The following is a 24,841-nucleotide window of genomic DNA, read 5'->3' on the forward strand; positions in this document are numbered from 1 at the left end:
ATCAAATATATATAAGGCAAAGCGAGGGGAAAAGTCCACAGCTGGAGTTTTGGCGTAAAGATATGTGTGGCAAGACTATTTCGCCTCTCCACGATGCAATAAATCAGCATATACAGCCGTTAAAATCCCGCCGGGGCGAAATTGCTTTTTTATCCACTGCGTCACCTGGCCGGTGGCGGCATGCTGCGTCGCCAGCAGCATGCCGGAATCCTGACGCGGATTGTGGATCTGACGGATCACCAACAGTTTCTCAGCTATCGCTTCGTTCACCATATAGTCAGGTAAAAAACCGATCCCCTCACCGAGGATCTGACACTGGCATTTAGTATTGAAGTCAGGGACCAGGATCGCCTCCTGACCATGCAGCAGCCAACCGACCTTTTTATTGATCGTGCTGGCGGTGTCCTCAACCATGATATTGGGATAGAGGCGTAACTGGCTTTCCGAAATAGGTTCGGGCATAAACGCCAGCGGATGATCCGGGGCAATGGCAAACACCCAGCGGATCGCGCCGATCTCGGTGTAATCAATACCTCCGCCGTCGAGCAGCGTGTCCGGCGCGCCGATGGCAATATTCGCCTGGTTATTGATGATCGAATCCCAAACGCCGTTGTACACCTCGGTGGTGACGGTTATCTGGCAGGTGGGAAACTGTTTTTTCAGCACCTGCAGCAGGCGGGCGGTATGGCGCGGCGTGTATAGCAGTTGATTAATGCAGATGCGCACCCGCGCTTCGATACCTTGCGAGATAGTATCTATGCTGCGCTTTATCGCATGGAAATCATTAAGCAGATCGGTGGCCTTGCGAAACAGATAGTAGCCGGATTCCGTCAGTTCAATGCTGCGGGTGTTGCGGGTAAACAGCACTACGTCCAGCCCGGCTTCCATCCGTTTGATGGTATAGCTGATGGCTGAGGTGGTTAACCCCAGCTCGTCGGCCGCCTTGCTGAAGCTGCCAAAACGCGCCGCGGTGGTGAATGCCAGCAGATTTTCTTCAGTAAAAATCGAGTTCATGCGCCCTTCCCGCCTCCGCTAAACCATACCTGAGCTGAATGTATTGGTTACCGGGACGCGGGGCAATCATTTTTGAACAATACTTAATACCCGTCGCGACTTCAGGCACGCTACTTACTGGTCGCCTCACTGAGTTTGCGCCCGCTATATTCTGAAATAAAGCCGACACAATTTCCCGCCAGAAATCCCAACAGCGTCACCGTCCAGTTCAAACCGGTGGCGAAAAAGAGCGTCATGCCGAGGAAACCGCCGGGAATAAACGAGGTTAGCGTAAAGCGCCCCTGCCAGACGATGACTGCCGAAAACGGCACCGTGGTAATGACGCTTGCCCAGAATCCCGACATACCGCTGGCTGAGGCGAGAGCGCCAGCGGCCAGCGCCGCCAGCCACGCCCACACCGCTCCGGAATAGTTAACGCACAGGCTTTTGACAAAGCCGGATTGGCCTCCCCCTGCCGCATAGAAACTACAGAACGCCACGAAGCCGATGGTTCCCAATAATTCCCAACCGTGCTGCAGCCCGACGTGCGAGGAAATAAGCTGCCAAACGCCTGCGCAAATACCGACGGTGATCCCCGTAGCGGTGAGTCCGTTCATCTCTTTCCCCTCTGAAAAATAGATCGATGACATTGCTTTCTGACGGCAACTATATCGAAAGAAAACCCGATTGCGTTAAGGGGTATAAGCGTAAAGAAGTAAACATTGCTCTGCCGCACAGTCTGCATCGATTGTTGAAAGTTATTCAATAATTTACCGGATTATGGCGAATAAAATTTAAGCGGGTTCTTTTATCTATTTCTGGTTGCTATGCTCAAGCCATCAAGAAAGTCTCAGCCGCAACAACAGGAGCAAGATGATGGCCACGGAAAATATTATTGCTGACTATCTTTTGGCTGCAGAGCAGGGAAATATCGCGAAACTAAAAGCCTGCCTTGCAAGCGGTGTCGATATTAATGCCAGTAATCGCCAGGGGCGAACCGCTATTACCCTCGCCAGTCTGAATAAACATTATGCTTGTGTCTCTGTTCTTATTGCCGCTGGCGCCGATATTAATAAGCAGGACCAGACCTGTTTTAACCCGTTTTTAATCAGCTGCCTGAATAACGACGTCGAACTACTGCGCTTAATTTTACCGGCAAAACCCGACCTCGAACGATTAACGCGTTTCGGCGGCGTAGGCCTGACGCCGGCCTGTGAAAAAGGTCATCTTGAAATCGTAAAAATATTGCTGGCGGAAACTGACATTAACGTTAACCACACCAATTTCGTTGGCTGGACGCCGCTGCTGGAAGCGATTGTCTTAAACGACGGCGGCGCGACGCAGCAGGATATCGTCAAACTGCTGCTGGAGCACGGCGCCAACCCACATATGACCGATAAGTATGGTAAATCGCCGCTGGAGCTGGCATGGGATAAGGGATTCAGTGAAATCGCCCACCTGCTGGTCGCCGCCGGAGCCTGAGGAAGGAGAATCGCCATAAACACCTCCTCGCGGCGGTGTGTGCAAGCGCTAACTGCGGATAAGAGCTTTCTCGCGCAGCGCGGCGGCGGACGGGTTGGAGAGGTTTTCGCCCATGCGGTGAACCTGCTAACCCCGGGCAAACCAGGTCTTCTGACGCTGCTGTGTGAAACCTCTGACAATGCGCCTAATAGCTGTAGGTTAGCACTCACCCACTTTGACAACCTGCTCCGGCCAGGGGAAAGCGTCCGGTTTACCGATTCAGGGATTTACGTTGGCGATAATACATGGATAGACATCTACCGTTGTGAGCACTGGCAAACGCCGCGGGCGGTATTAAACGCGGCAACATTTAACCAGATAGCCTGGCGACGATGGCATGACATTATCGTTACGCAGTTACATGAGGATGACACGTTATTTCTCTATCGCGGCGACAATCCCTTTTATCACGCGATGCGTCATGAACTCCAGCAGCGCCGGGAAACCTTATTTAAAGCACTTGGCGAAAATAAAAATATCGGCGCCGCCGTGGCGCACATGATCGGATTAGGCATTGGCCTGACGCCATCGGCGGATGATTATTTGCTAGGCCTGAGCGTTATTTTATTCATAAAGGGACACCCGGCTAATCAATACCGGGAAGCATTTATAACCGCGCTGCAGAGCGCCCAACAAAATACTACGCCGCTCAGCGCGATTACGCTGGAGGCAGCGATAAACCAACGTTATCGCGAAAGTATCGCCGTGTTGATTAATCTGATGGTTAATCAACCGACAACCTTTTCTATTAAGGCTATTGCCGATATTAAAAATATTGGCTCAAGTTCCGGCAGCGACATGCTATTGGGCATGGCGGATGCCTGCGCGCTGAGCCAAACGTATGGAGGGAATAATGTCAGTTAAAATAGTGGTGAAGAAGAATACCTATTTTGATTCCGTCTCATTAATGTCGATTTCCACCCGCGCTAATAAGCTCGATGGCGTAGAGCAGGCATTTGTGGCGATGGCGACGGAAATGAACAAAGGGGTGCTGAATAACCTGGGACTGCTGACGCCGGAGCTTGAAGCAGCGAAAAACGGCGACCTGATGATTGTTATCAAGGGCAAAGACGGCGCCGATAGTGAACAGATACTCGGTGAAATAGAAGCGCTGTTCAGCAAAAAGGCCGACAGCGGCCAGCACGAAGCGCGCTACGCCACCCTCGCCAGCGCCAAAAAACATCTTCCGCAAAGTAACCTCGCGATTATCTCGGTCAACGGTCTGTTTGCCGCTCGCGAAGCGCGCCAGGCGCTGCAAAACGATCTTAACGTGATGCTGTTTTCCGATAACGTCTCTATTGACGACGAACTGGCGCTGAAACAGCTGGCCCACGAAAAAGGGTTATTGATGATGGGGCCAGACTGCGGCACCGCCATTATTAACGGCGCGGCGCTGTGCTTCGGTAACGCGGTTCGCCGCGGCAACATCGGTATTATCGGCGCCTCTGGTACCGGTAGCCAGGAGCTGAGCGTCCGTATCCATGATTTCGGCGGCGGGATCTCACAGTTAATCGGTACCGGCGGTCGCGATCTGAGTGAGAAAATCGGCGGCCTGATGATGCTCGACGCTATTCAGATGCTGGAAGCCGATCCGCAAACGGAACTCATCGTCCTTGTTTCTAAACCACCGGCTCCAGCGGTGGCGAAAAAAGTGCTCGAACGCGCTCGCGCCTGCCGTAAACCGGTAGTGGCGTGCTTCCTTGGCCGCGCCGAGCCTCCCGCCGATGAGCAAGGTCTGCAGTTCGCCCGCGGCACTAAAGACGCGGCGCTGAAGGCTGTCCTGCTGAGCGGTATTAAGCAGGAAAATCTCGATTTACATCCGCTGAACCAGGCGCTGATTGCTGACGTTCGCGCGCAGCTCACGCCACGGCAAAAGTACATTCGCGGCCTGTTCTGCGGCGGTACCCTGTGCGATGAAACCATGTTCGCGGTACTGGAAAAACACGCGGATGTTTATAGCAACATTCAGCCGGATCCGGCCTATCGTCTGAGCGATATCAATCGCAGCATCAAGCACACTTTCCTCGATTTCGGCGATGACGACTTCACCAACGGTAAGCCGCACCCGATGATCGACCCGACCAACCGCATCAGCCGCCTGCTACAGGAAGCGCGCGATCCCGAAGTGGCGGTCATCGTCATGGACTTCGTGCTGGGCTTCGGATCGCATGAAGATCCGGTGGGTTCGACGATCGCGGCGATCAAAGAGGCCAAAGCCATTGCCGCCGCCGATGGGCGCCCATTGACGATCCTCGCTTACGTGTTAGGTACCGACATCGATACGCCGTCGCTGGAGCAACAGCGCCAGATGCTACTTGACGCTGGCGTCATTCTGGCCAGCAGCAGCACCAATACCGGTTTGCTGGCGCGTGAATTTATCTGCAAAGGGGAGCAAGCCTGATGAGCCAGTCGCTATTTAACCAGCCGTTGAACGTAATTAACGTCGGTATCGCCATGTTCAGCGACGATTTGAAAAAGCAGCATACCGCCGTCACCCAGCTCGACTGGACGCCGCCTGGCCAGGGCAATATGCAGGTGGTCGAGGCGTTGGATCGTATCGCCGACTCGCCGCTGGCGGATAAAATCGCCGCCGCCAACCAGCAGGCGCTGGAGCGTATTATTCAATCGCACCCGGTGCTGATCGGCTTTGATCAGGCCATTAACGTCGTGCCGGGCATGACGCCAAAAACTATTCTGCACGCCGGCCCGCCGGTGGAATGGCAAAACATGTGCGGCGCCATGAAAGGCGCGGTCACCGGCGCGCTGGTCTTTGAAGGGCTGGCAAAAGATCTGGATGAAGCGGCCGAGCTTGCCGCCTCCGGTGAAATTACCTTCTCACCCTGTCACGAACACGACTGCGTGGGTTCGATGGCGGGCGTAACGTCGGCGTCGATGTTCATGCACATCGTCGAGAACAAAACCTACGGCAATATCGCTTATACCAATATGAGCGAACAGATGGCCAAGATTTTACGCATGGGCGCCAACGATCAAAGCGTTATCGATCGCCTGAACTGGATGCGCGACGTGCAGGGTCCCATGCTGCGCGACGCCATGAAGATCATCGGCGAAATCGATCTGCGCTTAATGCTGGCGCAGGCGCTGCATATGGGCGATGAGTGTCATAACCGCAACAACGCCGGCACCACCCTGCTGATTCAGGCGCTCACGCCGGGGATTATTCAGGCCGGTTATCCGGTAGCGCAGCAGCGCGAGGTGTTTGAATTTGTCGCCAGCAGCGATTACTTCTCCGGCCCGACGTGGATGGCGATGTGCAAAGCGGCGATGGACGCGGCCCACGGCATTGAATACAGCACCGTAGTCACCACCATGGCGCGCAACGGCGTCGAGTTCGGACTGCGGGTCAGCGGCCTGCCGGGACAATGGTTTACCGGCCCGGCCCAGCAGGTGATAGGCCCGATGTTCGCTGGTTTTAAACCAGAAGACTCCGGCCTCGATATCGGCGACAGCGCCATTACTGAAACCTATGGCATCGGCGGTTTCGCCATGGCGACGGCGCCGGCTATCGTCGCGCTGGTCGGTGGAACGGTAGAAGAAGCGGTCGATTTCTCTCGCCAGATGCGTGAAATCACCCTTGGCGAAAACCCGAACGTCACCATTCCGCTGCTCGGCTTTATGGGGATCCCGACCGCGATCGACATCACCCGCGTCGGCAGCAGCGGTATTTTACCGGTGATCAACACCGCTATCGCCCACAAAGACGCTGGGATCGGCATGATCGGCGCCGGTATCGTCCATCCGCCGTTCGCCTGTTTCGAAAAAGCGATCCTCCGCTGGTGCGATCGTTACGACGTTTAACGTTGTAGCCCGGGCGAGGCGTTTGCGCCGACCCCGGGAAATCCCCGGCAGCCCTACGCCTGGCCGGGCGACTACCACGACCACACAATAACAATAACTACATCACCTTCTGTAACGGAAGCCAGATATGAAAGAACTCATCGTCGTCGCCATTGGCGGCAACAGCATTATCAAAGATAACGCCAGCCAGTCGATCGAGCATCAGGCCGAGGCGGTCAAAGCGGTGGCCAGCACGGTGCTGGAGATGCTGGCATCGGACTATAACGTGGTGCTAACCCACGGTAACGGCCCGCAGGTTGGGCTGGATTTACGCCGCTCGGAGATAGCCCACGAACGAGAAGGTCTGCCGCTGACGCCGCTGGCCAACTGCGTCGCCGATACCCAGGGCGGCATCGGCTACCTCATTCAGCAGGCGCTGAATAACCGCCTCGCCCAGCGCGGCGGGCAAAAGGCGGTCACCGTCGTCACCCAGGTTGAAGTCGAAAAAAACGATCCCGGCTTTACCCATCCGACCAAGCCTATCGGCGCGTTCTTCAGCGAAAGCCAGCGCGATGAATTGCAGCAGGCGCATCCTGAGTGGCGCTTTGTGGAAGATTCGGGTCGCGGCTATCGCCGGGTGGTCGCCTCGCCGGAGCCGAAACGCATTGTCGAAGCGGAAGCTATCAAGGCGCTGACCCGACAAGGCTTTGTGGTGATCGGCGCCGGCGGCGGCGGGATCCCGGTGGTACGCAGCCCGCAGGGCGACTACCAGAGCGTGGATGCGGTGATCGATAAAGATCTCTCAACCGCCCTGCTGGCCCGCGAAATTGATGCTGATATTCTGGTGATCACTACCGGAGTGGAGAAAGTGTGCGTTAATTTCGGCAAACCTAATCAGCAGGCGCTGGGTTGCGTTGGCATCAGCGAGATGAGCCGCTATATGCAGGAAGGGCATTTCCCGGCAGGCAGTATGCTGCCAAAAATCGTCGCCAGCCTCGCGTTCCTGCAACACGGCGGCAAACGGGTGATCATCACTACGCCGGAATGTCTGCCAGCCGCGCTACGTGGCGAAACGGGAACCCATATTGTGCATGACTGACACAAAAGGAAGAAAGAATGAATAAAGACAATAGCCGTCGCGAATTTCTTACCCAAAGCGGCAAGATGGTCACCGCCGCCGCGCTGCTGGCAGCGGGCGCGCCGGCGGCGTATGCCGCAGGAAGCCAATCGTCCGCGGCCACCTGCGATAATAAAGGCGCGGTCAACGTCGCCGATAAACATTACTACCTTGATAACGTGCTGCTGGAAAGCGGCTTCGAATATGAAAACGGCGTGGTGGTTCACACCCGGACCGAGCTGCAAACGCTGGAAATAAAAGACGGCAAAATCGTCGCCCTGCGCAGCAATAATAGCCACCCGGATGCCACGCTGCCGCGCTACGATGCGGGCGGCAAACTGATGCTGCCCGCCATGCGCGACATGCATATCCATCTGGACAAAACGTTTTACGGCGGCCCGTGGCGCTCGCTTAACCGCCCGGCGGGCACCACCATTCAGGATATGATCAAGCTTGAGCAGAAACTGCTGCCGGAACTCCAGCCTTATACGCAGGCGCACGCCGAGAAGCTTATCGACCTGATTCAATCCAAAGGCTCGACCATCGCCCGCAGCCACTGCAACATTGAGCCGGTGTCCGGGCTGAAGAACCTTGAGAATCTGCAGGAAGTGCTGGCGCGGCGTAAACCAGGCTTCGATTGCGAAATCGTCGCTTTTCCGCAGCACGGGCTGCTGCTGTCGAAATCGGAATCACTGGTTCGCGAAGCGATGCAGGCCGGCGCCCATTATGTCGGCGGTCTCGATCCGACTAATGTCGATGGCGCGATGGAGAAATCGCTCGATACCATGTTCCAGATTGCGCTGGATTACGACAAAGGGGTGGATATTCACCTGCATGAAACCAGCCCGGCGGGCGTGGCGGCGGTGAACTATATGGTGGAAACCGTGGAGAAGACCCCGGCGCTGAAAGGCAAGCTGACCATCAGCCACGCTTTTGCGCTGGCGACGCTGAACGAGCAGCAGGTCGATGCCATCGCGATCCGCATGGCGGCGCAGCAAATCACCATCGCCTCCACCGTGCCGATCGGCACTCTGCACATGCCGCTCAAGCAACTGCGCGAAAAAGGCGTCTTCGTGATGACCGGTACCGATAGCGTGATTGACCACTGGTCGCCCTACGGACTGGGCGACATGCTGGAGAAAGCCAATCTCTACGCCCAGCTGTATATCCGCCCCAATGAGCAGACCCTGTCGCGCGCGCTGGCCATCGCCACCGGCGACGTGCTGCCGCTGAATGACAAAGGCGAGCGCGTATGGCCAAAAGCACAGGACGACGCCAGCTTTGTGCTGGTCGATGCCTCCTGCTCCGCCGAAGCCGTGGCGCGAATTTCGCCGCGTACCGCCACCTTCCATAACGGTAAGATGGTCTGGGGCAGCGTCGGAGCCTGATGCCAGCGTCATGTAAAAAACCCCGGCAAGCCGGGGTTTTGTCATTTACCAAACACGATTACTTCTGCGGACGCATGGCCGGGAACAGGATAACGTCGCGGATGGTGTGGCTGTTGGTAAACAGCATCACCATGCGGTCGATACCGATACCCAGGCCGGCGGTCGGCGGCAGGCCGTACTCCAGCGCGGTGACGTAGTCTTCGTCATAGAACATCGCTTCGTCATCGCCCGCCGCTTTGGCGTTGACCTGATCCTGGAAACGCTGCGCCTGATCTTCCGCATCGTTCAACTCGCTGAAACCGTTACCGATTTCGCGGCCGCCGATGAAGAACTCGAAGCGGTCGGTGATTTCCGGGTTCACGTCGTTACGGCGGGCCAGCGGAGAAACTTCCGCCGGATATTCGGTGATGAAGGTCGGCTGGATCAGATGCGCTTCCGCCACTTCATCAAAGATCTCCGTGACGATACGTCCCAGACCCCAGCTTTTCTCTACCTGAATACCGATAGATTCCGCCAGCGCTTTCGCCGCGTCGAAATTATCCAGATCCGCCATGTTGGTTTCCGGACGGTGTTTCTTGATGGCTTCACGCATGGTCAGTTTTTCAAACGGTTTGCCGAAGTCAAACACCTGGTCGCCATACGGCACTTCGGTTTTGCCCAGCACCGTCTGCGCCAGAGTGCGGAACAGCGACTCGGTCAGTTCGATCAGGTCTTTGTAATCCGCATACGCCATATACAGTTCCATCATGGTGAACTCTGGGTTATGACGTACGGAGATCCCTTCGTTACGGAAGTTACGGTTGATTTCGAAGACGCGTTCGAAGCCGCCAACCACCAGACGTTTCAGATACAGTTCCGGCGCGATACGCAGGTACATATCCAGATCCAGCGCGTTGTGATGGGTGATGAACGGACGGGCGGAAGCGCCGCCTGGGATCACCTGCATCATCGGGGTTTCGACTTCCATAAAGCCGCGGGCAACCATGAACTGACGCATAGTGGCGAGGATCTGCGAACGGATACGGAACGTATGACGCGACTCTTCGTTGGCGATCAGATCCAGATAACGCTGGCGATAGCGGACTTCCTGATCCTGCAGGCCGTGGAATTTATCCGGCAGCGGGCGCAGGGCTTTGGTCAGCAGACGCAGCTCGGTGCAGTGAATGGAGAGTTCGCCGGTTTGCGTTTTGAACAGCTTGCCGCGGGCGGCGATGATATCGCCGAGATCCCATTTTTTAAACTGTTCGTTGTAGACGCCTTCCGGCAGGTCATCGCGCGCGACGTACAGCTGAATGCGGCCGCCGACGTCCTGAAGGGTAACGAAAGAGGCTTTACCCATGATGCGGCGGGTCATCATACGGCCAGCAACAGAGACTTCAACGTTCAGGGAAGCGAGTTCATCGTTATCCTTCGCATCGAATTCAGCGTGCAATTGGTCAGAGGTATGATCGCGACGGAAATCGTTCGGGAAAGCGACGCCCTGCTCACGCAGCGCAGCCAATTTTTCGCGACGAGTTTTCAGTTCATTATTAAGGTCAATTGCCTCATCGGCACCTTGTGCTTGTTGTTCAGACATGTTGGTTCCTCATAACCCTGCTTTCAAACTAGCTTCGATAAATTGAACCAGGTCACCATTCAGCGCGGCCTGTCTCTGGTAACACACCAGAGAACAATCTTAACGACTCTGGATTCACTACAAGCTGATCTCACTCAGCTATGGCTTCACTAACGGTATTTTTTATCGTTGGCTTCCGCGCCTGCCAGAATATCCACCTCCTGCTAACTTGGCTGTTGAGTTAATGTCCCCGGTCGCGCTGCGCTGGCCGGTGCTGCAAATCGCGGCAAAGGCGACAATGACAATCACCGCTACGCAGCCGATAGTCCATTCACCCATCTGCGAGAAGAAATGCTGATAGGCGGCAATCGCCGTGTCGCTGATTTGCGATTCGGTGGTTTGCTGCGCCACCACCCCGGCCAGCCAGTTGGCGACCGCGCCGGTGGCCAACATATAAATGCCGGTTAATACGCCGGTGACGCCGGGCATGTTCAGACGGGTTATCTGCGCCATCGCCACCGGGTCAATAAACAGTTCGGCAAAGCCCATCATTGCCAGCCCGGCGACCATCATGCCCATCGAGGCCTGACCATCAGCCGCGCCGTAGCGGGCATTCAGCGCCAGCAGCATAAATCCACCGCCCATCAGCAGCAGGCCGAAAGCAAATTTCAGCCACACTTTTAACACCGAGCGGGTTCGCCCTTCCGGGCGGATAAGCCACGCCAGGATCACGCCGGCGGCCATCACCGCCACCGCGTTAACCGACTGGAACAGCGCGGTCGGTACTTCAATATTGAACAGCCGGCGATCAACAAAGTGGTCGATAAACAGGCTAATCGAGCTGCCGCCCTGCTGCGCCAGCACCCAGAACAGCGTTCCGGTCAACATCAGCAGAACGATTTGCCACAGCGCGCGGCGGTGCTGCGGCGATTTGATCATGATCCGCGCCACCATTTGCGCGGCGAACAGGCAGACAATCGCCAGCAGATAACCGGACCAGTTGTTTTCTAACAGCAAGGTGAAGAAGACCGGCGCCAGGCACAGCATCACCACCAGCCAGCCCCAGGTCGGCAACACGAATTTCACCGCGCGCAGCGCCTGTTTGTCGACGCCGCGGGTGTCGCGGAAGTAGCGGCTGCCGCTTAAGAAAATCATCAGGCCGATAAACATGCCGATCCCCGCCAGCGCAAAGCCGATATGCCAGCCGTACCACTGCGCCGCCAGCCCGCAGGCAATGGGGGCGGCTATCGAACCGACGTTACCGGCGGCATACAGCAGCGAGAAACCGCCATCGCGACGATGGTCGTCAGCGGCGTACAGTTCGCCGAGCAGGCAGCTGATATTGGATTTGAACAGACCATAGCCGCAGATAATGATCGCCAGCGCCAGATAGAGGCTCCAGGTGGAATCAGATTCGACGCCCAGCACCACGTGGCCGAGGGTCATCAACAACGCCCCGGCAATTACCGCCGTGCGGTTGCCGAGCAGGCGGTCGGCAAGCCAGCCGCCGAGAATGGGGGTTACGTAAACTAAAGATGCGTAGGCGCTGAACAGACTGATGGCGTGGCTATCGTCAAAGCCAAGTTGGTGGGTGAGATAAAGGATGAGTAAGGCGCGCATGCCGTAAAAGCTGAAGTACTCCCAGATCTGGATCGCTACGATGTAGTAAATCGCGCGCGGCTGTGAGGGTGTTTTCATAGGTTCTCCTTGCAGCGTGAAAAAAGGGAAGTGGCAAGCCACTTCCCTTGTGTGCGTCTATTACTTGTTGTTTTCTTCTTTCAGCACTTTAACGGTGTAACGACCATCCGCCTGACGATATGCGCCGTGGATATCGGTTTCGAAGCCCGGGTAGTGAGCGCCGATTTCGCACAGCATCTGCAGGAATTCCAGTACCGGGCGGCTTTCTTCGGTGATCATCTCACCAGGCATAACCAGCGGTACTCCCGGAGGATACGGCAGGATCATGTTGGCGTTGACGCGGCCTACCATCTCTTCGAGGTACACTTCTTCAGTCTGACCGTGCAGCTCTTTCTGGAACGCGGCATACGGGGTCATCACCATGGATGGCAGCACTTCGAATGCGCGGAACATCAGGTCCGGCAGGTTGTGATGCTCAACCAGTTTATGAATGTTCTGCGCCAGGTCCTGAATACGCATGTTTTCATAGAATTCAGGATCTTCACGGTACAGAGACGGCAGCATGTTTTTCACCCGCAGGTTCAGGTCGAACGCGCGTTTGAAGTCGGTCAGCGCACGCAGCAGGCTCAGCGCTTTTGTCTTATCGATACCGATGCTGAACAGGAACAGCAGGTTGTACGGACCGGTTTTCTCAACCACGATGCCGTGTTCGTCGAGATATTTCGCCACGATGCTTGCCGGAATACCGAAATCATCCATGGTGCCGTCTTTCTTCATCCCCGGGGTCAGCAGCGTGACTTTGATCGGGTCGAGGTACATGTGCTCGTTATCGATGTTTTTGAAACCGTGCCATGCGCTATCGGAACGCAGCGGCCAGCATTCAGCGCCATCGATATGTTCCGGCTGCCATACATCGAAGAACCAGCCTTCAGACTCGCCTTTCAGACGTTTGATCTCTTTACGGAACTTGATCGAACGTTCGATAGAACCGTCGATCAGGCGTTTACCGGCGTTACCGCGCATCATCGCCGCCGCGGTTTCGGTGGAAGCCACGATACCGTAATGCGGAGAAGTGGTGGTGTGCATCATGTAGGCTTCGTTGAAGGTTTCTTCGTTAACGTCGCCTTTCACGTGGATCATCGAAGCCTGAGAGAATGCCGCCAGCAGTTTATGCGTGGACTGGGTTTCGTAGATCACTTTCCCTTCAACGCGGCCGCCGCTCATCCCGCATTTGCCTTCATAGATCGGCGAGAAGTTGGTGTAAGGCACCCATGCGGAGTCAAAGTGGATGGATTTCACATCCAGGGTTTTCTTGATGAAGTCGGTGTTATACAGCAGACCATCATAGGTTGAGTTGGTGATAACCGCGTGTACCGGCCAGGTCGCATTCGGCGTCTCTTTCACACGCTTGGCGATAGTCGCGTGCTGGAATTCGCTCTGCGGGATACCGCCGAGGATACCGTAGGCGTTACGGGTCGGACGGAAGTAGATCGGCGTAATGTCGCTCATCATCATCAGGTGAGTCAGCGATTTGTGGCAGTTACGGTCAATCAGCACGGTGCTGCCGGCAGGCGCGGAGTACATACCGACGATTTTGTTAGCGGTTGATGTACCGTTGGTCACCATGTAGCTGCGTTCAGCGTTGAAGACGCGAGCGATATACTCTTCCGCTTCTTTGTGCGGGCCGCTGTGGTCAAGCAGTGAACCCAGTTCAGAAACCGAAATGGAGATATCGGATTTCATGGTGTTGGAACCAAAGAAATCATAGAAGATGCTGCCTACCGGGCTTTTCTGGAACGCGGTACCGCCCATGTGGCCTGGGGTACAGAAGGTGTATTTGCCTTCACGTACATATTTGAACAGCGCTTTGGTCAGCGGCGGCAGAATGGTGTCGATGTATTCGTCAGTGTTCTGTTTGATTTTGTTCGCGATATCTTCAGCGGCGCCCAGCGCATATTCGAAGAAGCGAACCTGCATGCGCAGATCGTTGAGGCTAACGTCCAGAGTGGAGTAGGTGTTAGCGAAAGCGTACAGCGGCATGTACTCATTCATTTTGCTGATTTCTTCGCACAGTTCGAGATTGTATTTATCCCAGTCGAAGATCACGCCGCACAGACGAGAGTTGTTTTCGATAAGTTTTAATAAGTCGTCACGGTCGTTCGGGTAGACAATACGGAAGTCCAGGCGTTCGAGAGCACGATGCAGTTCACGGATGGGTTCTTCTTTGAAGTAAACACCCATGTGATTCATGATTGCAATAACGTTCATAGTCAAATCTCCAGATGTAGAAAGCCCCTCCCGTCTCGATGTGACAGGTGATGGAAGGAGCCTCAGGAAAAAGGGTTACTGATTAGTGCGCGTTAGCGGGGCTGTTGTTATCCGTTGCGTTGTTCTGCTGGCGCTGGTGCATTTTGCGACCGTAGAACATCAGGATAATCAGGCTAACGATAAAGGTGCCGGCCAGTTCGAAGGAGCTTGCGCCCATCAACGCGATGAAGCAGAACACGCAACCCAGTACCGAACAAATCAGGCTAACGAAGTTGCGGATGTTGATGCCTTCGAAACGAATCAGGTCAACACAGGAGTAGAAGTAAGGCAGCATGGTCAGCAGTACCGCGATACCGGTCAGCTCGCCGAACAGATCAGATGCTTTACCACCGGCGGAGTTCATCAGGGTAATCAGCACCATCAGCGCGGTCATTTTCACCGCGGCCAGCAGCAGGCCTTTTTTCGGGATACCGTTGCTATCGACTTCGCCATACACTTTCGGGAAGTTACCGTCGTTGGCGGCACGTACACCGGCCTGGCCAACCAGCATCATCCACGAACCCAGAGAAGTCAGGCAAGCGAAGGCGGTGAAAGCGGAAACCATCGGAGCAGCCCAGCCGCCGAGAATGGTAGAGGCGCTAATTGCGAACGGCGCACCGGACGCGGCCATCTGAGAAGCAGGATACATACCGGCGATAACCTGAGTCGCGGCGATATAGACGATACCGGCCATCGCCGTACCCAGCATGGTTGCCAGCGGTACGGTACGTTTCGGGTTTTTCACCATCCCGGTACTCACTGCGGCGGATTCTACGCCAACGAAGGCCCACAGGCAGAGCAGGATACTTTTAATGACCGCGTGGCTATCAGTGGTGCTGGAGGTGTTCCAGTTCGCCTGATAGGTTGCCGCGTCAAACCAATGCCAGCCGACGACCGCTGTCATTACCACCGGAATAAGCACCAGTACCAGACCAATAGTGGTCAGACGGCTTACCCAGGTCCCGCCGAGCATATTAACGAAAGTAAAGATCCACACGATGGCAATACAGGCAATACCTGCTGGCACCGGGTTATTTAAAATTGGGAAGAACGTAGAGAGATAAGAGACGGCGGTAATACCGATTGCCAGGTTACCAATCCAGTTTGCATGATAATAAAGGACGCCGGTCTGGAAACCGAAGGCCGGAGAAATTTCCCCTGCGTAAGCAATTGGACCACCCTGCTGTGGGTTCTTGGTCGCCAGTCGGGCATAAACATAAGCCAAAGACATCGCGCCAATAATAGAAATCACCCAACCCCAAATGGCAATACCACCGATGCTGGCGAGGTTCGCAGGTAATAGTGCAATACCGCTCCCCATCATATTACCGGCGACTACGCCGGTACAGGCAAATAGCCCGATCTTTTTGGCAGAACTCATGGTTGTTTTTCTCCTAAGTTTATTTGGGAGGTACAGATCATGATAGAGAACCATTTATTGACCCGACCAACTGCCAACAAGATTACTGATTCGTACGAGATAAATCCTAAAGATAAAGTGAAATAACTACAAACATCAGACAAATGATATTTTGACCTTTTTCGATTAACATATAAACATGACATGTTGATATCAAAAAAAGATAAACATCACCTACTTACAAAGAGTTAGACGTGCATACTGGTGTTGAAATTGTGTTACCAGGCAGGAAAATAACGCTTATTTCAGGTAACAATAAGAGTGCTCATGAGATACATAAATTTAACCTCATCATACTCAAAACCATGAGCATGATGAGGGTTTACTTATTCTGAAGCGAGGAAATTGTCGAGATATGGTACTACGCGGGTGACGGAGGTCTGGAATACTCCGTTTTCAATCCAGTACAAGGTGTTTTCGCCAGGGCGTAAATTAAACGCCGTCAGGTAGGCATCGGCAGCTTCGCGGTTCTGTCCTTTCATCTCATAAACTTTACCGAGCAGCACGTAATTCATCCACGACATTTCTAAATCAATGCCTGTGTTGATAGCGCTGTACGCCTCATCTATTTTCCCTTTGCCTAACATATCTACCGTTTTTATCTGGTAGAAGATCGCCATATCTTTAATGCCGGGCATTTCACCCACTTTTTCAACCTCGGCATACAGCGTCGCTAATTGTTTTTCATCCAACGGCTGCTGCGAATGACGTAATACATCCACCAGCGCTTTTTCGGCGTAAGCATAAATAAAGTCCGGCGATTGTTTAATGACGTCATCGAGTATATCGCTGGCTTTACCTAATGAATCGACATCACCTTTCATTAACAGCTGATGGGCCTGATAAAGACGGGTTAATGAAGGGCTTTGCGCGGGTTGATACTGTTTAAGCATCGCTTTCATGCGATCCGGCCACGGCTGCATTAGCGCTGTAGAGAGGCTATCCAGCAGGTCATTCTGAATGGTGAGCTGGTTATCCATGGTAATAAAGTAGCGTTTATCGAGCATCGTCGAGCCGTCGGCGTTATCGACCAGCTGCACCGACATAAAGCACTGCTGGGCGCGATAGTGGCGCTGATTAACGAATTCGATGGTCAACGTTTTACCCGAACTGCTGGGCTCGTTGATGTTGTAGTTGGTTTTATCGTGGACCATAAAGGTCGAGAAAGTGTTAAGCGAGGTGGTTACCAGGCTGCCCAACCCTACCGCATAGGCATGCTGCGACGCCCAGTTATTGCATGAACTGCCGTTTACCAGGTGTATGTCGATATCGCGCGGGTTTAGCAGCAGGCGAGTTTTGGTTTCCGGCGGCCGCGATTCTATCGACGACAAGGCGACTAACGCGACGCAACTGCCCAACGCCAGCAGGAACAGCGTCCACACCCAGAAGGTGGTGATCCGTTTACGTTTTTCCGGCACTGCCGCCGCCGCAGGCGAGGCAGATGAAGGAGAAATAGTCGGTGGCGACGTTTCAGGAACGGTGACAGGGGCTACTGGCGGGACAACCGGCGCCAACTCTTCGCCCTCTTCCGTACACCAAATTACCGGGACCGTCAGCTTGTAACCGCGTTTGGGCACCGTCGCAATATATTCCATGCTGCCGTCATCGCCGTCTTTCAGTGACTTACGCAACTCGGAAATACTCTGGGTGACGACATGGCTGGTCACCACGTTGCGCGTCCAGACGTGATCGATAAGCTCGTCCCGGCTAAGTACCTCGCCAGGATGTTGAGCAAAGTAGACCAGAAGATCGATTAAACGCGGTTCGAGAGTAAGCTGACGTCCGTTCCGGCTAATTTGGTTTACAGAAGGAGTAACGAGCCATTCCCCAACGCGAACAACAGGTTGTTGCATAAAAAAACCCCAGGACGAAAAGGGAAAGGCGCGATAATACCACATTTCGCCTACCTAATTATGCGGGTGGTCAATACCCCACACGTTTGGCATACGCTACCCCCTTTATATACAAATCAGTTAACAGTCTATGAACATCGTTGTCATTTAATCCAAAATAGCCAGGGTCTATGCTGCGTCCATCAAGTCGTTAAGGAGACGCATTATGTTATTCGACCACTATTCTTTGCCGGCCCTATCGTTAAACAACCGTATCGTGATGCCGCCGATGACGCGTTCCCGCGCCGGGGCCGGTGATGTCGCTACCGATCAGATGGCGGAGTATTACGCCCAACGCGCCAGCGCCGGTTTAATTATCAGCGAAGGCACGCAGATTAGCCAACAGGGACAGGGTTATGCCTGGACGCCTGGCATCTATAATGAAGCGCAGATCGCCGGCTGGAAAAAAGTCACCGCCGCGGTACACCAGGCGGGAGGCAAAATTTTTGCCCAGCTCTGGCACGTAGGGCGTGTCTCCCATACCGTACTGCAGCCGGGTAATGCCGCACCGGTTTCTTCATCTGCAATTCAGGCTGAAGGAGTGAAGGTCTTTGTCGATGTCGAAGGACGCGGTCCGGAAAACGGCGTTGGTGAAATGGTGCAGCACTCGATGCCGCGCGCCCTGACTCGCGAAGAGATCCCGGCTATCATCGAACAATATGCACAGGCCGCGCGTAACGCTATTGCCGCCGGTTTTGATGGCGTTGAGCTACACGGTGCGAATGGCTATCTGATCAATCAGTTTATTGATTCTCGTGAAAACCAGCGTACCGATGAGTACGGCGGTTCGTTAACCAATCGCCTGCGTTTCCTCAAAGAAGTGGCGCAAGCCGTTGCCGATGCGATTGGTAAAGAGAAACTGGGCATCCGCCTGGCGCCGCTGACCACCTTGATGGGGTCGAAAGATGATACGCCGGAAGCCACCTATCTGGCGGCGGCCAGCGTCCTCAATGATATCGGCATCGCCTATATCCATATCGCCGAAGCCGACTGGGATGATGCGCCAGTGATGCCCGCTGCCTTTAAAGAAGCGCTACGACAGGTGTTCCGCGGCACAATGATTTATTCGGGGAAATACACCGTAGAACGTGCCGAAGAAGCGCTGGCCAAAGGCTGGGCCGACCTGATTGGTTTTGGTCGCCCGTTTATCGCCAACCCGGATCTGCCGTATCGTCTGCAGCACAACCTGCCGCTCAATCAGCCAATCAGAGAGCAGTTTTTCGGCGGTGGTAAAGAGGGCTACCTCGACTACCCTACCGTCGACGCGAAGTAAACAGGATATATCGCTTCACAGTACTTAAATAAAAAACCCGGCAGCATGCCGGGTTAAAAATCAGACTTTCGACGTTTATATATAATTAATCAACGTGATTAATTATTTATACACTTCCGCCGTTGCTTCAAAGTTCGGCCCGTGTTCGCGCGCCGCGGTAATAATGTAATATTTACCGCCCTTCTCATCTGCCAGCTTAGAAAGCTGATCGTGAAGATCAGAAGGTGAAGAGAATTGCCCGCCAGACGGCCCCACAGAAATACTGCCCACGTGAGTCAGTTTGAAATGCGAAGCTTCTTCTTTAGTAATTAATTGCGCAGCAGAGGCGCCAAAGGCAACAGCAGAAAGAGCTAAAGCGACTAATACCTTTTTCATCCTACATTCTCCTTGGATTAGAGCCTAATTGAGGCTCTTTCAGTATATACTCGTCATACTTCAAGTTGCATGTGCGTTGGCTTTCCTCGCTCACCCCAGTCACTTACTAGAGTAAGCTCCTGGGGATTCTCTGCGTCGCCGCCTGCCTGCAACTCGAATTATTTAGAGTATAGACACTAGATTAATAAGCGCGCTATTTATCGGATTATTTTTCACCGGCCACCGCGCTTAGTACCGCGACGGAACCCCTTCCGGACGGGTCTTAAAACGACGGTGCAGCCACATGTACTGTTCCGGCGCCATCAGGATACATTGCTCAATAATTTTGTTCATCCAGCTGGCGGTAGTTTCCGGGGAATCCAGCGGCGGCGTCGCCTCTGGCTGCAGCGCAATCAGCTCATACCCGGCGCCGTTGGGCTTTCTTCGCGGAACAAAAGGCACGATGGTGGCTTTTGACATTCTCGCCAGCATCCAGGTCCCGGTGGTAGTCGCAGCATTATCAACATTGAAAAAGGGAACAAATACGCTGCTGGCGCGCCCATAATCATGATCCGGAGCGTACCAGAGAATTTCTCCCTCTTTCAGTGACTTAACCATACCTTTCAAGTTCTTACGATCCAACATCGTCTTGTTAGAACGCAGTCGTCCCCAGGTTTGTAGCCAGTCGATCAGCGGATTATCGTTTGGCCGGTAAACGCCAATCCCCGGCGTGAACATGCCAAACATCCGCGCGCCGAGCTCCAGAGTCAGAAAGTGAATGCCAATCAGCAAAATACCCTGTTTCTGTTCCTGCAGTTCAACGACTTCGTTGACGCCGCTGGTCTCGGTCCAGCGCTCGACGCGATGGGTCGGCCAGAACCATGCCATGCCGGTTTCCATCAACCCCATGCCCAGAGATTCAAAATTCTTAACCAACATTTCATGACGCTGCGCCGGGCTGAGATGTGGAAAACAGAGCTCAAGATTGCGCTTCGCAATACGTACCCTTCCGCGCAAAAAATGCATGGATAAACGCCCTAACCCATGGCCCAGACGATAGATCAGCGGATAAGGTAGTTGTACCACCAGCCACAATAAGCCAATACCCAGCCATGCCGGCCAGTAACGCGGGTGTAATAATGAAAGAGAGAATTTGGGTAAATGCGACATCTGAGTATTGCTCTTCAGGATCCTTGATTTACATACCAGCGGGAGGCCTCAGTCCGAATTTGCGGATAAGGTACCCGATCCATAACATTTAGTTTTTTCCTATTCGTGCGGTAATACGCATACAAGCGTAGACTATAACCTGTACACTGCCCTGGTATTACACGAACTATGTAACAAATTTATTATTAATTTTTTCGTACAGCGGCACGCAAACTAAAGTTTGCGTTATTCATCTTCAACAATAAATAAATAGCCTCCGAAGAAACGTCTTCGAAGGCTGAATATCGTTATGAACGAATGAAGGCCAGCAGATCGGCGTTAATCACATCCGCATGTGACGTGTGCATACCATGCGGTAAGCCCGGATAAATTTTCAGCTCGCTATTCGCTAATAGTTTGTCCTGCAGAATCGCGGCATTTTTATAAGGAACGACCTGGTCGTCGTCACCCTGCATAACCAGCACTGGCACCGTAATCGCTTTCAGATCTTCTGTCTGGTCGGTTTCAGAGAAGGCTTTAATCCCTTCATAGTGGGCTTTCGCGCTACCGGTCATCCCCTGGCGCCACCAGTTTTGAATGGTACCTTGCGAAACCTCTGCGCCATCGCGATTAAAGCCGTAGAACGGTCCACTGGCAACATCGAGATAAAACTGCGAGCGATTGGCGGCAAGCGCCTTGCGGAAACCGTCAAACACTTCGATGGGCGTACCGCCAGGGTTATTGTCGGTTTTGACCATCAGCGGCGGAACGGAACTGATTAATACCGCTTTAGCTACCCTGCCCTGCGGTTGGCCGTACTTGGCCACATAACGCGCGACCTGGCCGCCACCGGTTGAATGGCCAACGTGGACAGCGTTATGCAAATCCAGACTTTCCACTACCGCCGAAGCATCGGCCGCATAGTGATCCATATCATGGCCTTCGCTTACCTGGTCGGAGCGCCCATGTCCACGGCGATCGATAGCGATGACGCGAAAACCCTGTGCGAGGAAAAACAGCATCTGGTTATCCCAGTCATCAGCGCTTAACGGCCAGCCATGGTGGAACACAATCGGCTGAGCCTCCTTCGGACCCCAGTCTTTAAAATAAATATTAACGCCATCTTTAGTTGTTACGAATGCCATATCAGGAACTCCTCTCTTGAAAATATGACAACTTCTCATTAACATTCAATTGGTTACATTCAGCGCTGATATGAAGCCTTTCCCTTGCTTGCGAAAAACCTCAATGGCAACGGCGCCATAAAGTGTAGAAGATGATGGCTCATTTAGCTCATCTCTCAGCAATTTAATATCAACGCAGCAACTAAAATACGCCATATACTGTTGAGCGTTAGTGCATATTACCTATTGATAAAATATGCCTTTCCGATATTTTTTATTTATAGATAAATATCAGCGAGCTATGTCAAAAAGAAATAATTAAAATATTTTCCTCTTATACTTACGTTTTACTGTAAATTTCTCTCAAATAGATTTCTTCAGATTATTCCCCGAGAAAAAAGAATAAACCAAATTCCACCGCAGGTGCGTCTCACTGACCTTATCCACGCAGAATGTTCGCTGTTAATTGTGAGCCAGGCAACGTCCTGAGCGATGCCCTTCTGTCAATGCTGTACAAACCACAGAAAACCGCCATACTCAGGCGCAAAGCCTGTGATTTTCAAGGGGTAAAATTTGCCTGTAGCAATCCCGGATAGTAAAACGAATAAGAAAGGAATGACTGCGATGCACTACAAATTGGTTAAGCAACTCAAAGATGATAATACATTAAGAAAGAGCTTTATTGATTTAGCCATCAAAACGTTCGATCTTTCCTTTGACGCCTGGTATCAGCAGGGGTACTGGAGTGAATCCTATATCCCTTACGCTTTCGTTGATAAGAATAAAGTTATCGCCAACGCCTCCGCGAATATTATTGATCTGGTCTGGCAAGGCCAACCCCGACGCTATATTCAAATAGGTACGGTAATGACCAACATTGATTACCGTAATAAAGGGCTTGCCGGACAGTTGATACAACATATTCTTGATGACTGGCGTGACAAAGCGGATGCTTTTTTCCTGTTTGCCAATTCTACTACCGTCGATTTCTATCCCAAATTTGGCTTTACGCGGACCGACGAATATCAATATGTTGCGCCCGTTTCGCCTACACCCGGCGACTTCCGTAAACTGGATATGGATAGTGCGCAGGATATCGCCCTGCTTAAGCACTACTACCAGAAATCCAACCCCTTTTCACAGCTACGAGTGGAAAATAACTTCGGTCTGCTGATGTTTTACTGTTCGGCGTTTATGAAGCATTTTGTCTACTACTCGGAGAAAAACCAGGCCGTCGCCATTGCGATGCAAAGCGCCCATGAGCTGATCTGCTTTGATATTTTTTGCGATGCCGGACAATCCATGGCGACCATTATCAATGAACTCGCCCAACCGCAATCGCAACAGGCGGTGCTCGGTTTTACGCCGAAGGAAGCGCGCCTTGGCGAGTACGAAAAAATAGACGGCGACGATATGTTGTTTATCTATTCGACTAAAGAGAACATCTTCCACGACAACAAATTAATGTTCCCGCTACTGGCGCACGCCTGATGCCGGGCCGCAGGTCATCTATTTAACCTGCGGCTGGTCGGCGTTGTTTCTTCCTGGAAAACAAAATAAACAGTACAATCAATTGTTGTTTTTTTGTTAAATCCAGGAGAAACGCCACTTGCCCCTTTTTGATCTGCAGGATCTCTACGCCTTTTTAGCCCTCAGCGAGCACGGCAGCTTTCGCTACGCCGCCGAGGCGATTTGCATTTCGCAATCGGCGTTAAGCAGGCGAATCGAGAAGCTGGAAACCGCTTTAGGGGTGAGATTGTTTGAAAGAACCACTCGCCGGGTGACGCTCACACAAACCGGCAGAGCTTTCGCTCCAAAGGCGCAGCATCTGCTTTCCGAATTCGAAGATGCCCTGGACGGCATTAGCGACCGCGCGGCTTTCGGCAACGGGCTGGTGACGGTCGCCTGCGTTCCTTCAGCCGCCAACTATTTTATGCCCCAGGTCATTACGCAATTCCGTCAACGTTTTCCTAAGGCGCGGATCAAGGTTATTGATACCAGCGCCGGAAATGTTTATAGCGCCGTGCAAAATCGCCAGGCGGATTTCGGCCTGAGTTTTCTCTCTGAGATCGCGTCTGATGTGGTGTTTACGCCGCTGGTTCATGAACGTTACCTGGCGGTTTGCCGACGCGACGATCCGCTGGCGCAGCGTAACAGCCTCTGCTGGCAGGAGTTTTTTAACCGCGATTATATCTGGCTCGATAAGATCTCCGGCAATCGCCACCTGCTGGATGGCGCCCTGAGCGATGTAGGGCCACGACGCACTGCGGTTTGTGAAACCCGCCATGTCACGACGATGCTGGGTATGGTGGATGCCGGCCTTGGTATCGCGGCAATACCGGCGATGGCGCTGCCGGCCTACGCGCACCACGCGTTAGCCAGTATTCCGCTAGTAGAACCTGAAGTGAAAAGGCAAGTGGGACTGATAAAAAAAGCGGGCAGAGCGTTACCCCCTCTGGCCGCCGAACTCGAAAAAGCCATTACTGATTTTTACCATCCCACCGCATAATTAGCCCTCTTCCGGTAATTCACAAGCGTTGGAGGGTAAAGGATCCATGCCTGTGCGACGAATTTCCGCCTGCGCCGGGACTGAAGCCAGATAGCACAGCAACTGCTTCGCCTGCGACTGCGCGGATGAATCGGCAACTACGGCGCCCGCGAAGCGGGTAACGTATTGCACTTCATCCGGCAAACGGCCAACGAACGTCACGCCGCTGACCGGCAACAGTTCGCTAACCTGCTGAAACCCTATCGCGTAGTCCCCTTTTGCCACCAGCGAAGCAACGGGGATTTTTTCGATCATTTTTGCTTTGGGGCTCGCCTGCGCGGCAATATCCAGTTTGCTGAACAGCTCCTTTTCAACATAGCGCCCACTGGCGCTATCCGAATAGGCGATGGATTTCGCCTGCAGCAATGTTTGTTTCAACGCGGCGACGCTGCTGATATCCGGTACCGGGGCCCCCTTTGGCACGACGGCGCCAATACGTGAATCCGCCAGTTCAATACGCGACCCCGGCACCACTTTGCCCTGCTTCTGCAAATCATCCAGGGCGTATCCCACCATAATCACCACATCCGCCTTTTGCCCTGCCGCCAGGCGGTTCGGTATCGCCTCCGCGGATTTCCCCATCGAGGGACCATGAATGATATGTAAGGTATTGCCGCTTTTTTGCTGATAGTCGGGCGCCAGTTTATCCAACGCCGCGGAGAAGCCGCCGGAAATCATCACCGTGATCTCCTGCGCGACGGCAACATGCGCATAGCCGCAGGTGAATACCACTAACGAGAAAACCCATGATTTACGTTGCATAT

The 24,841-nt window shown here is 53.5% G+C and carries 20 protein-coding genes; 9 read left to right on the top strand and 11 right to left on the bottom strand.

The genetic code is table 11. From position 1 onward, the window contains the following. Positions 1–75: 75 nt before the first annotated feature. Positions 76–1,014, bottom strand: coding sequence for a LysR substrate-binding domain-containing protein (locus tag PGR10_RS16540; RefSeq protein WP_087860313.1), 939 nt, complete (start codon positions 1,012–1,014; stop codon positions 76–78). A 110-nt stretch (positions 1,015–1,124) separates the two neighbouring features. Next, a complete protein-coding gene (locus PGR10_RS16545; RefSeq protein ID WP_271032031.1) occupies positions 1,125–1,610 on the bottom strand; it encodes a DUF1097 domain-containing protein in 486 nt (161 codons plus the stop codon). A 259-nt stretch (positions 1,611–1,869) separates the two neighbouring features. On the opposite strand from PGR10_RS16545, the gene PGR10_RS16550 reads away from it, so the two are divergent. The 6 genes from PGR10_RS16550 to PGR10_RS16575 all read left to right on the top strand — a co-directional run bounded on the left by PGR10_RS16550 (position 1,870) and on the right by PGR10_RS16575 (position 8,817). Beyond that, positions 1,870–2,475, top strand: coding sequence for an ankyrin repeat domain-containing protein (locus PGR10_RS16550; RefSeq protein WP_430917262.1), 606 nt, complete (start codon positions 1,870–1,872; stop codon positions 2,473–2,475). A gap of 39 nt (positions 2,476–2,514) precedes the next feature. Beyond that, positions 2,515–3,378 (top strand): DUF2877 domain-containing protein, encoded by an 864-nt coding sequence (locus tag PGR10_RS16555; RefSeq protein WP_430923799.1) that lies wholly within the window; start codon positions 2,515–2,517, stop codon positions 3,376–3,378. Next, positions 3,368–4,915, top strand: a complete 1,548-nt coding sequence (gene fdrA, locus PGR10_RS16560) for an acyl-CoA synthetase FdrA (RefSeq protein ID WP_430923800.1) — start codon at positions 3,368–3,370, stop codon at positions 4,913–4,915. The genes PGR10_RS16555 and fdrA overlap by 11 nt, the downstream gene beginning before the upstream one ends. After that, entirely contained in the window at positions 4,915–6,333 is a 1,419-nt protein-coding gene (locus tag PGR10_RS16565) for a DUF1116 domain-containing protein (protein WP_213794424.1), read from the top strand. The genes fdrA and PGR10_RS16565 overlap by 1 nt, the downstream gene beginning before the upstream one ends. A gap of 127 nt (positions 6,334–6,460) precedes the next feature. After that, positions 6,461–7,411 (top strand): carbamate kinase family protein, encoded by a 951-nt coding sequence (locus PGR10_RS16570; RefSeq protein ID WP_430923801.1) that lies wholly within the window; start codon positions 6,461–6,463, stop codon positions 7,409–7,411. Positions 7,412–7,428: 17 nt separating this feature from the next. Then, on the top strand, positions 7,429–8,817 hold the full coding sequence (locus tag PGR10_RS16575; RefSeq protein ID WP_430923802.1) for an amidohydrolase family protein: 1,389 nt from the start codon (positions 7,429–7,431) through the stop codon (positions 8,815–8,817). Positions 8,818–8,875: 58 nt separating this feature from the next. Here the strand turns inward: PGR10_RS16575 and lysS are convergent, their stop codons facing one another. The 5 genes from lysS to cadC all read right to left on the bottom strand — a co-directional run bounded on the left by lysS (position 8,876) and on the right by cadC (position 17,590). Next, entirely contained in the window at positions 8,876–10,393 is a 1,518-nt protein-coding gene (lysS, locus tag PGR10_RS16580; RefSeq protein WP_015704650.1) for a lysine--tRNA ligase, read from the bottom strand. 162 nt (positions 10,394–10,555) lie between these two features. After that, positions 10,556–12,070, bottom strand: a complete 1,515-nt coding sequence (gene dtpD / locus PGR10_RS16585; RefSeq protein WP_430923803.1) for a dipeptide permease DtpD — start codon at positions 12,068–12,070, stop codon at positions 10,556–10,558. Between the two features lie 60 nt (positions 12,071–12,130). Further along, a complete protein-coding gene (gene cadA / locus PGR10_RS16590; protein WP_015367858.1) occupies positions 12,131–14,278 on the bottom strand; it encodes a lysine decarboxylase CadA in 2,148 nt (715 codons plus the stop codon). Positions 14,279–14,360: 82 nt separating this feature from the next. Next, entirely contained in the window at positions 14,361–15,698 is a 1,338-nt protein-coding gene (gene cadB, locus PGR10_RS16595; RefSeq protein ID WP_015367859.1) for a cadaverine/lysine antiporter, read from the bottom strand. Between the two features lie 365 nt (positions 15,699–16,063). Continuing rightward, positions 16,064–17,590 (bottom strand): lysine decarboxylation/transport transcriptional activator CadC, encoded by a 1,527-nt coding sequence (gene cadC / locus PGR10_RS16600; RefSeq protein ID WP_087860322.1) that lies wholly within the window; start codon positions 17,588–17,590, stop codon positions 16,064–16,066. Positions 17,591–17,795: 205 nt separating this feature from the next. On the opposite strand from cadC, the gene PGR10_RS16605 reads away from it, so the two are divergent. Then, positions 17,796–18,902: an alkene reductase gene (locus PGR10_RS16605; RefSeq protein ID WP_430923804.1), complete on the top strand. Its 1,107-nt coding sequence runs from the start codon at positions 17,796–17,798 to the stop codon at positions 18,900–18,902. 102 nt (positions 18,903–19,004) lie between these two features. On the opposite strand, the gene PGR10_RS16610 is transcribed toward PGR10_RS16605, so the two are convergent. The 3 genes from PGR10_RS16610 to PGR10_RS16620 form a co-directional block, all read right to left on the bottom strand. Next, a complete protein-coding gene (locus tag PGR10_RS16610; protein WP_015367862.1) occupies positions 19,005–19,277 on the bottom strand; it encodes a DUF1471 domain-containing protein in 273 nt (90 codons plus the stop codon). A gap of 228 nt (positions 19,278–19,505) precedes the next feature. Further along, on the bottom strand, positions 19,506–20,426 hold the full coding sequence (locus PGR10_RS16615) for a Kdo(2)-lipid IV(A) acyltransferase (protein WP_087860324.1): 921 nt from the start codon (positions 20,424–20,426) through the stop codon (positions 19,506–19,508). A gap of 287 nt (positions 20,427–20,713) precedes the next feature. Continuing rightward, positions 20,714–21,550: an alpha/beta fold hydrolase gene (locus tag PGR10_RS16620; protein WP_045393439.1), complete on the bottom strand. Its 837-nt coding sequence runs from the start codon at positions 21,548–21,550 to the stop codon at positions 20,714–20,716. A gap of 603 nt (positions 21,551–22,153) precedes the next feature. On the opposite strand from PGR10_RS16620, the gene PGR10_RS16625 reads away from it, so the two are divergent. Together PGR10_RS16625 and PGR10_RS16630 are read left to right on the top strand one after the other, a co-directional pair. Then, positions 22,154–23,020 carry a GNAT family N-acetyltransferase gene (locus tag PGR10_RS16625; protein WP_020079430.1) on the top strand — a complete coding sequence of 289 codons (867 nt, stop codon included), beginning with the start codon at positions 22,154–22,156 and terminating at the stop codon, positions 23,018–23,020. A 118-nt stretch (positions 23,021–23,138) separates the two neighbouring features. Continuing rightward, positions 23,139–24,038 carry a LysR family transcriptional regulator gene (locus PGR10_RS16630; protein WP_087860325.1) on the top strand — a complete coding sequence of 300 codons (900 nt, stop codon included), beginning with the start codon at positions 23,139–23,141 and terminating at the stop codon, positions 24,036–24,038. On the opposite strand, the gene PGR10_RS16635 is transcribed toward PGR10_RS16630, so the two are convergent. Next, positions 24,039–24,839: a substrate-binding domain-containing protein gene (locus tag PGR10_RS16635; RefSeq protein WP_430923805.1), complete on the bottom strand. Its 801-nt coding sequence runs from the start codon at positions 24,837–24,839 to the stop codon at positions 24,039–24,041. It abuts the gene before it with no gap. Positions 24,840–24,841 lie beyond the last annotated feature (2 nt).

The sequence above is a fragment of the Klebsiella sp. 141198 genome (assembly GCF_050600785.1).
In the GTDB taxonomy this organism is placed as follows: Bacteria; Pseudomonadota; Gammaproteobacteria; order Enterobacterales; family Enterobacteriaceae; genus Klebsiella; species Klebsiella aerogenes.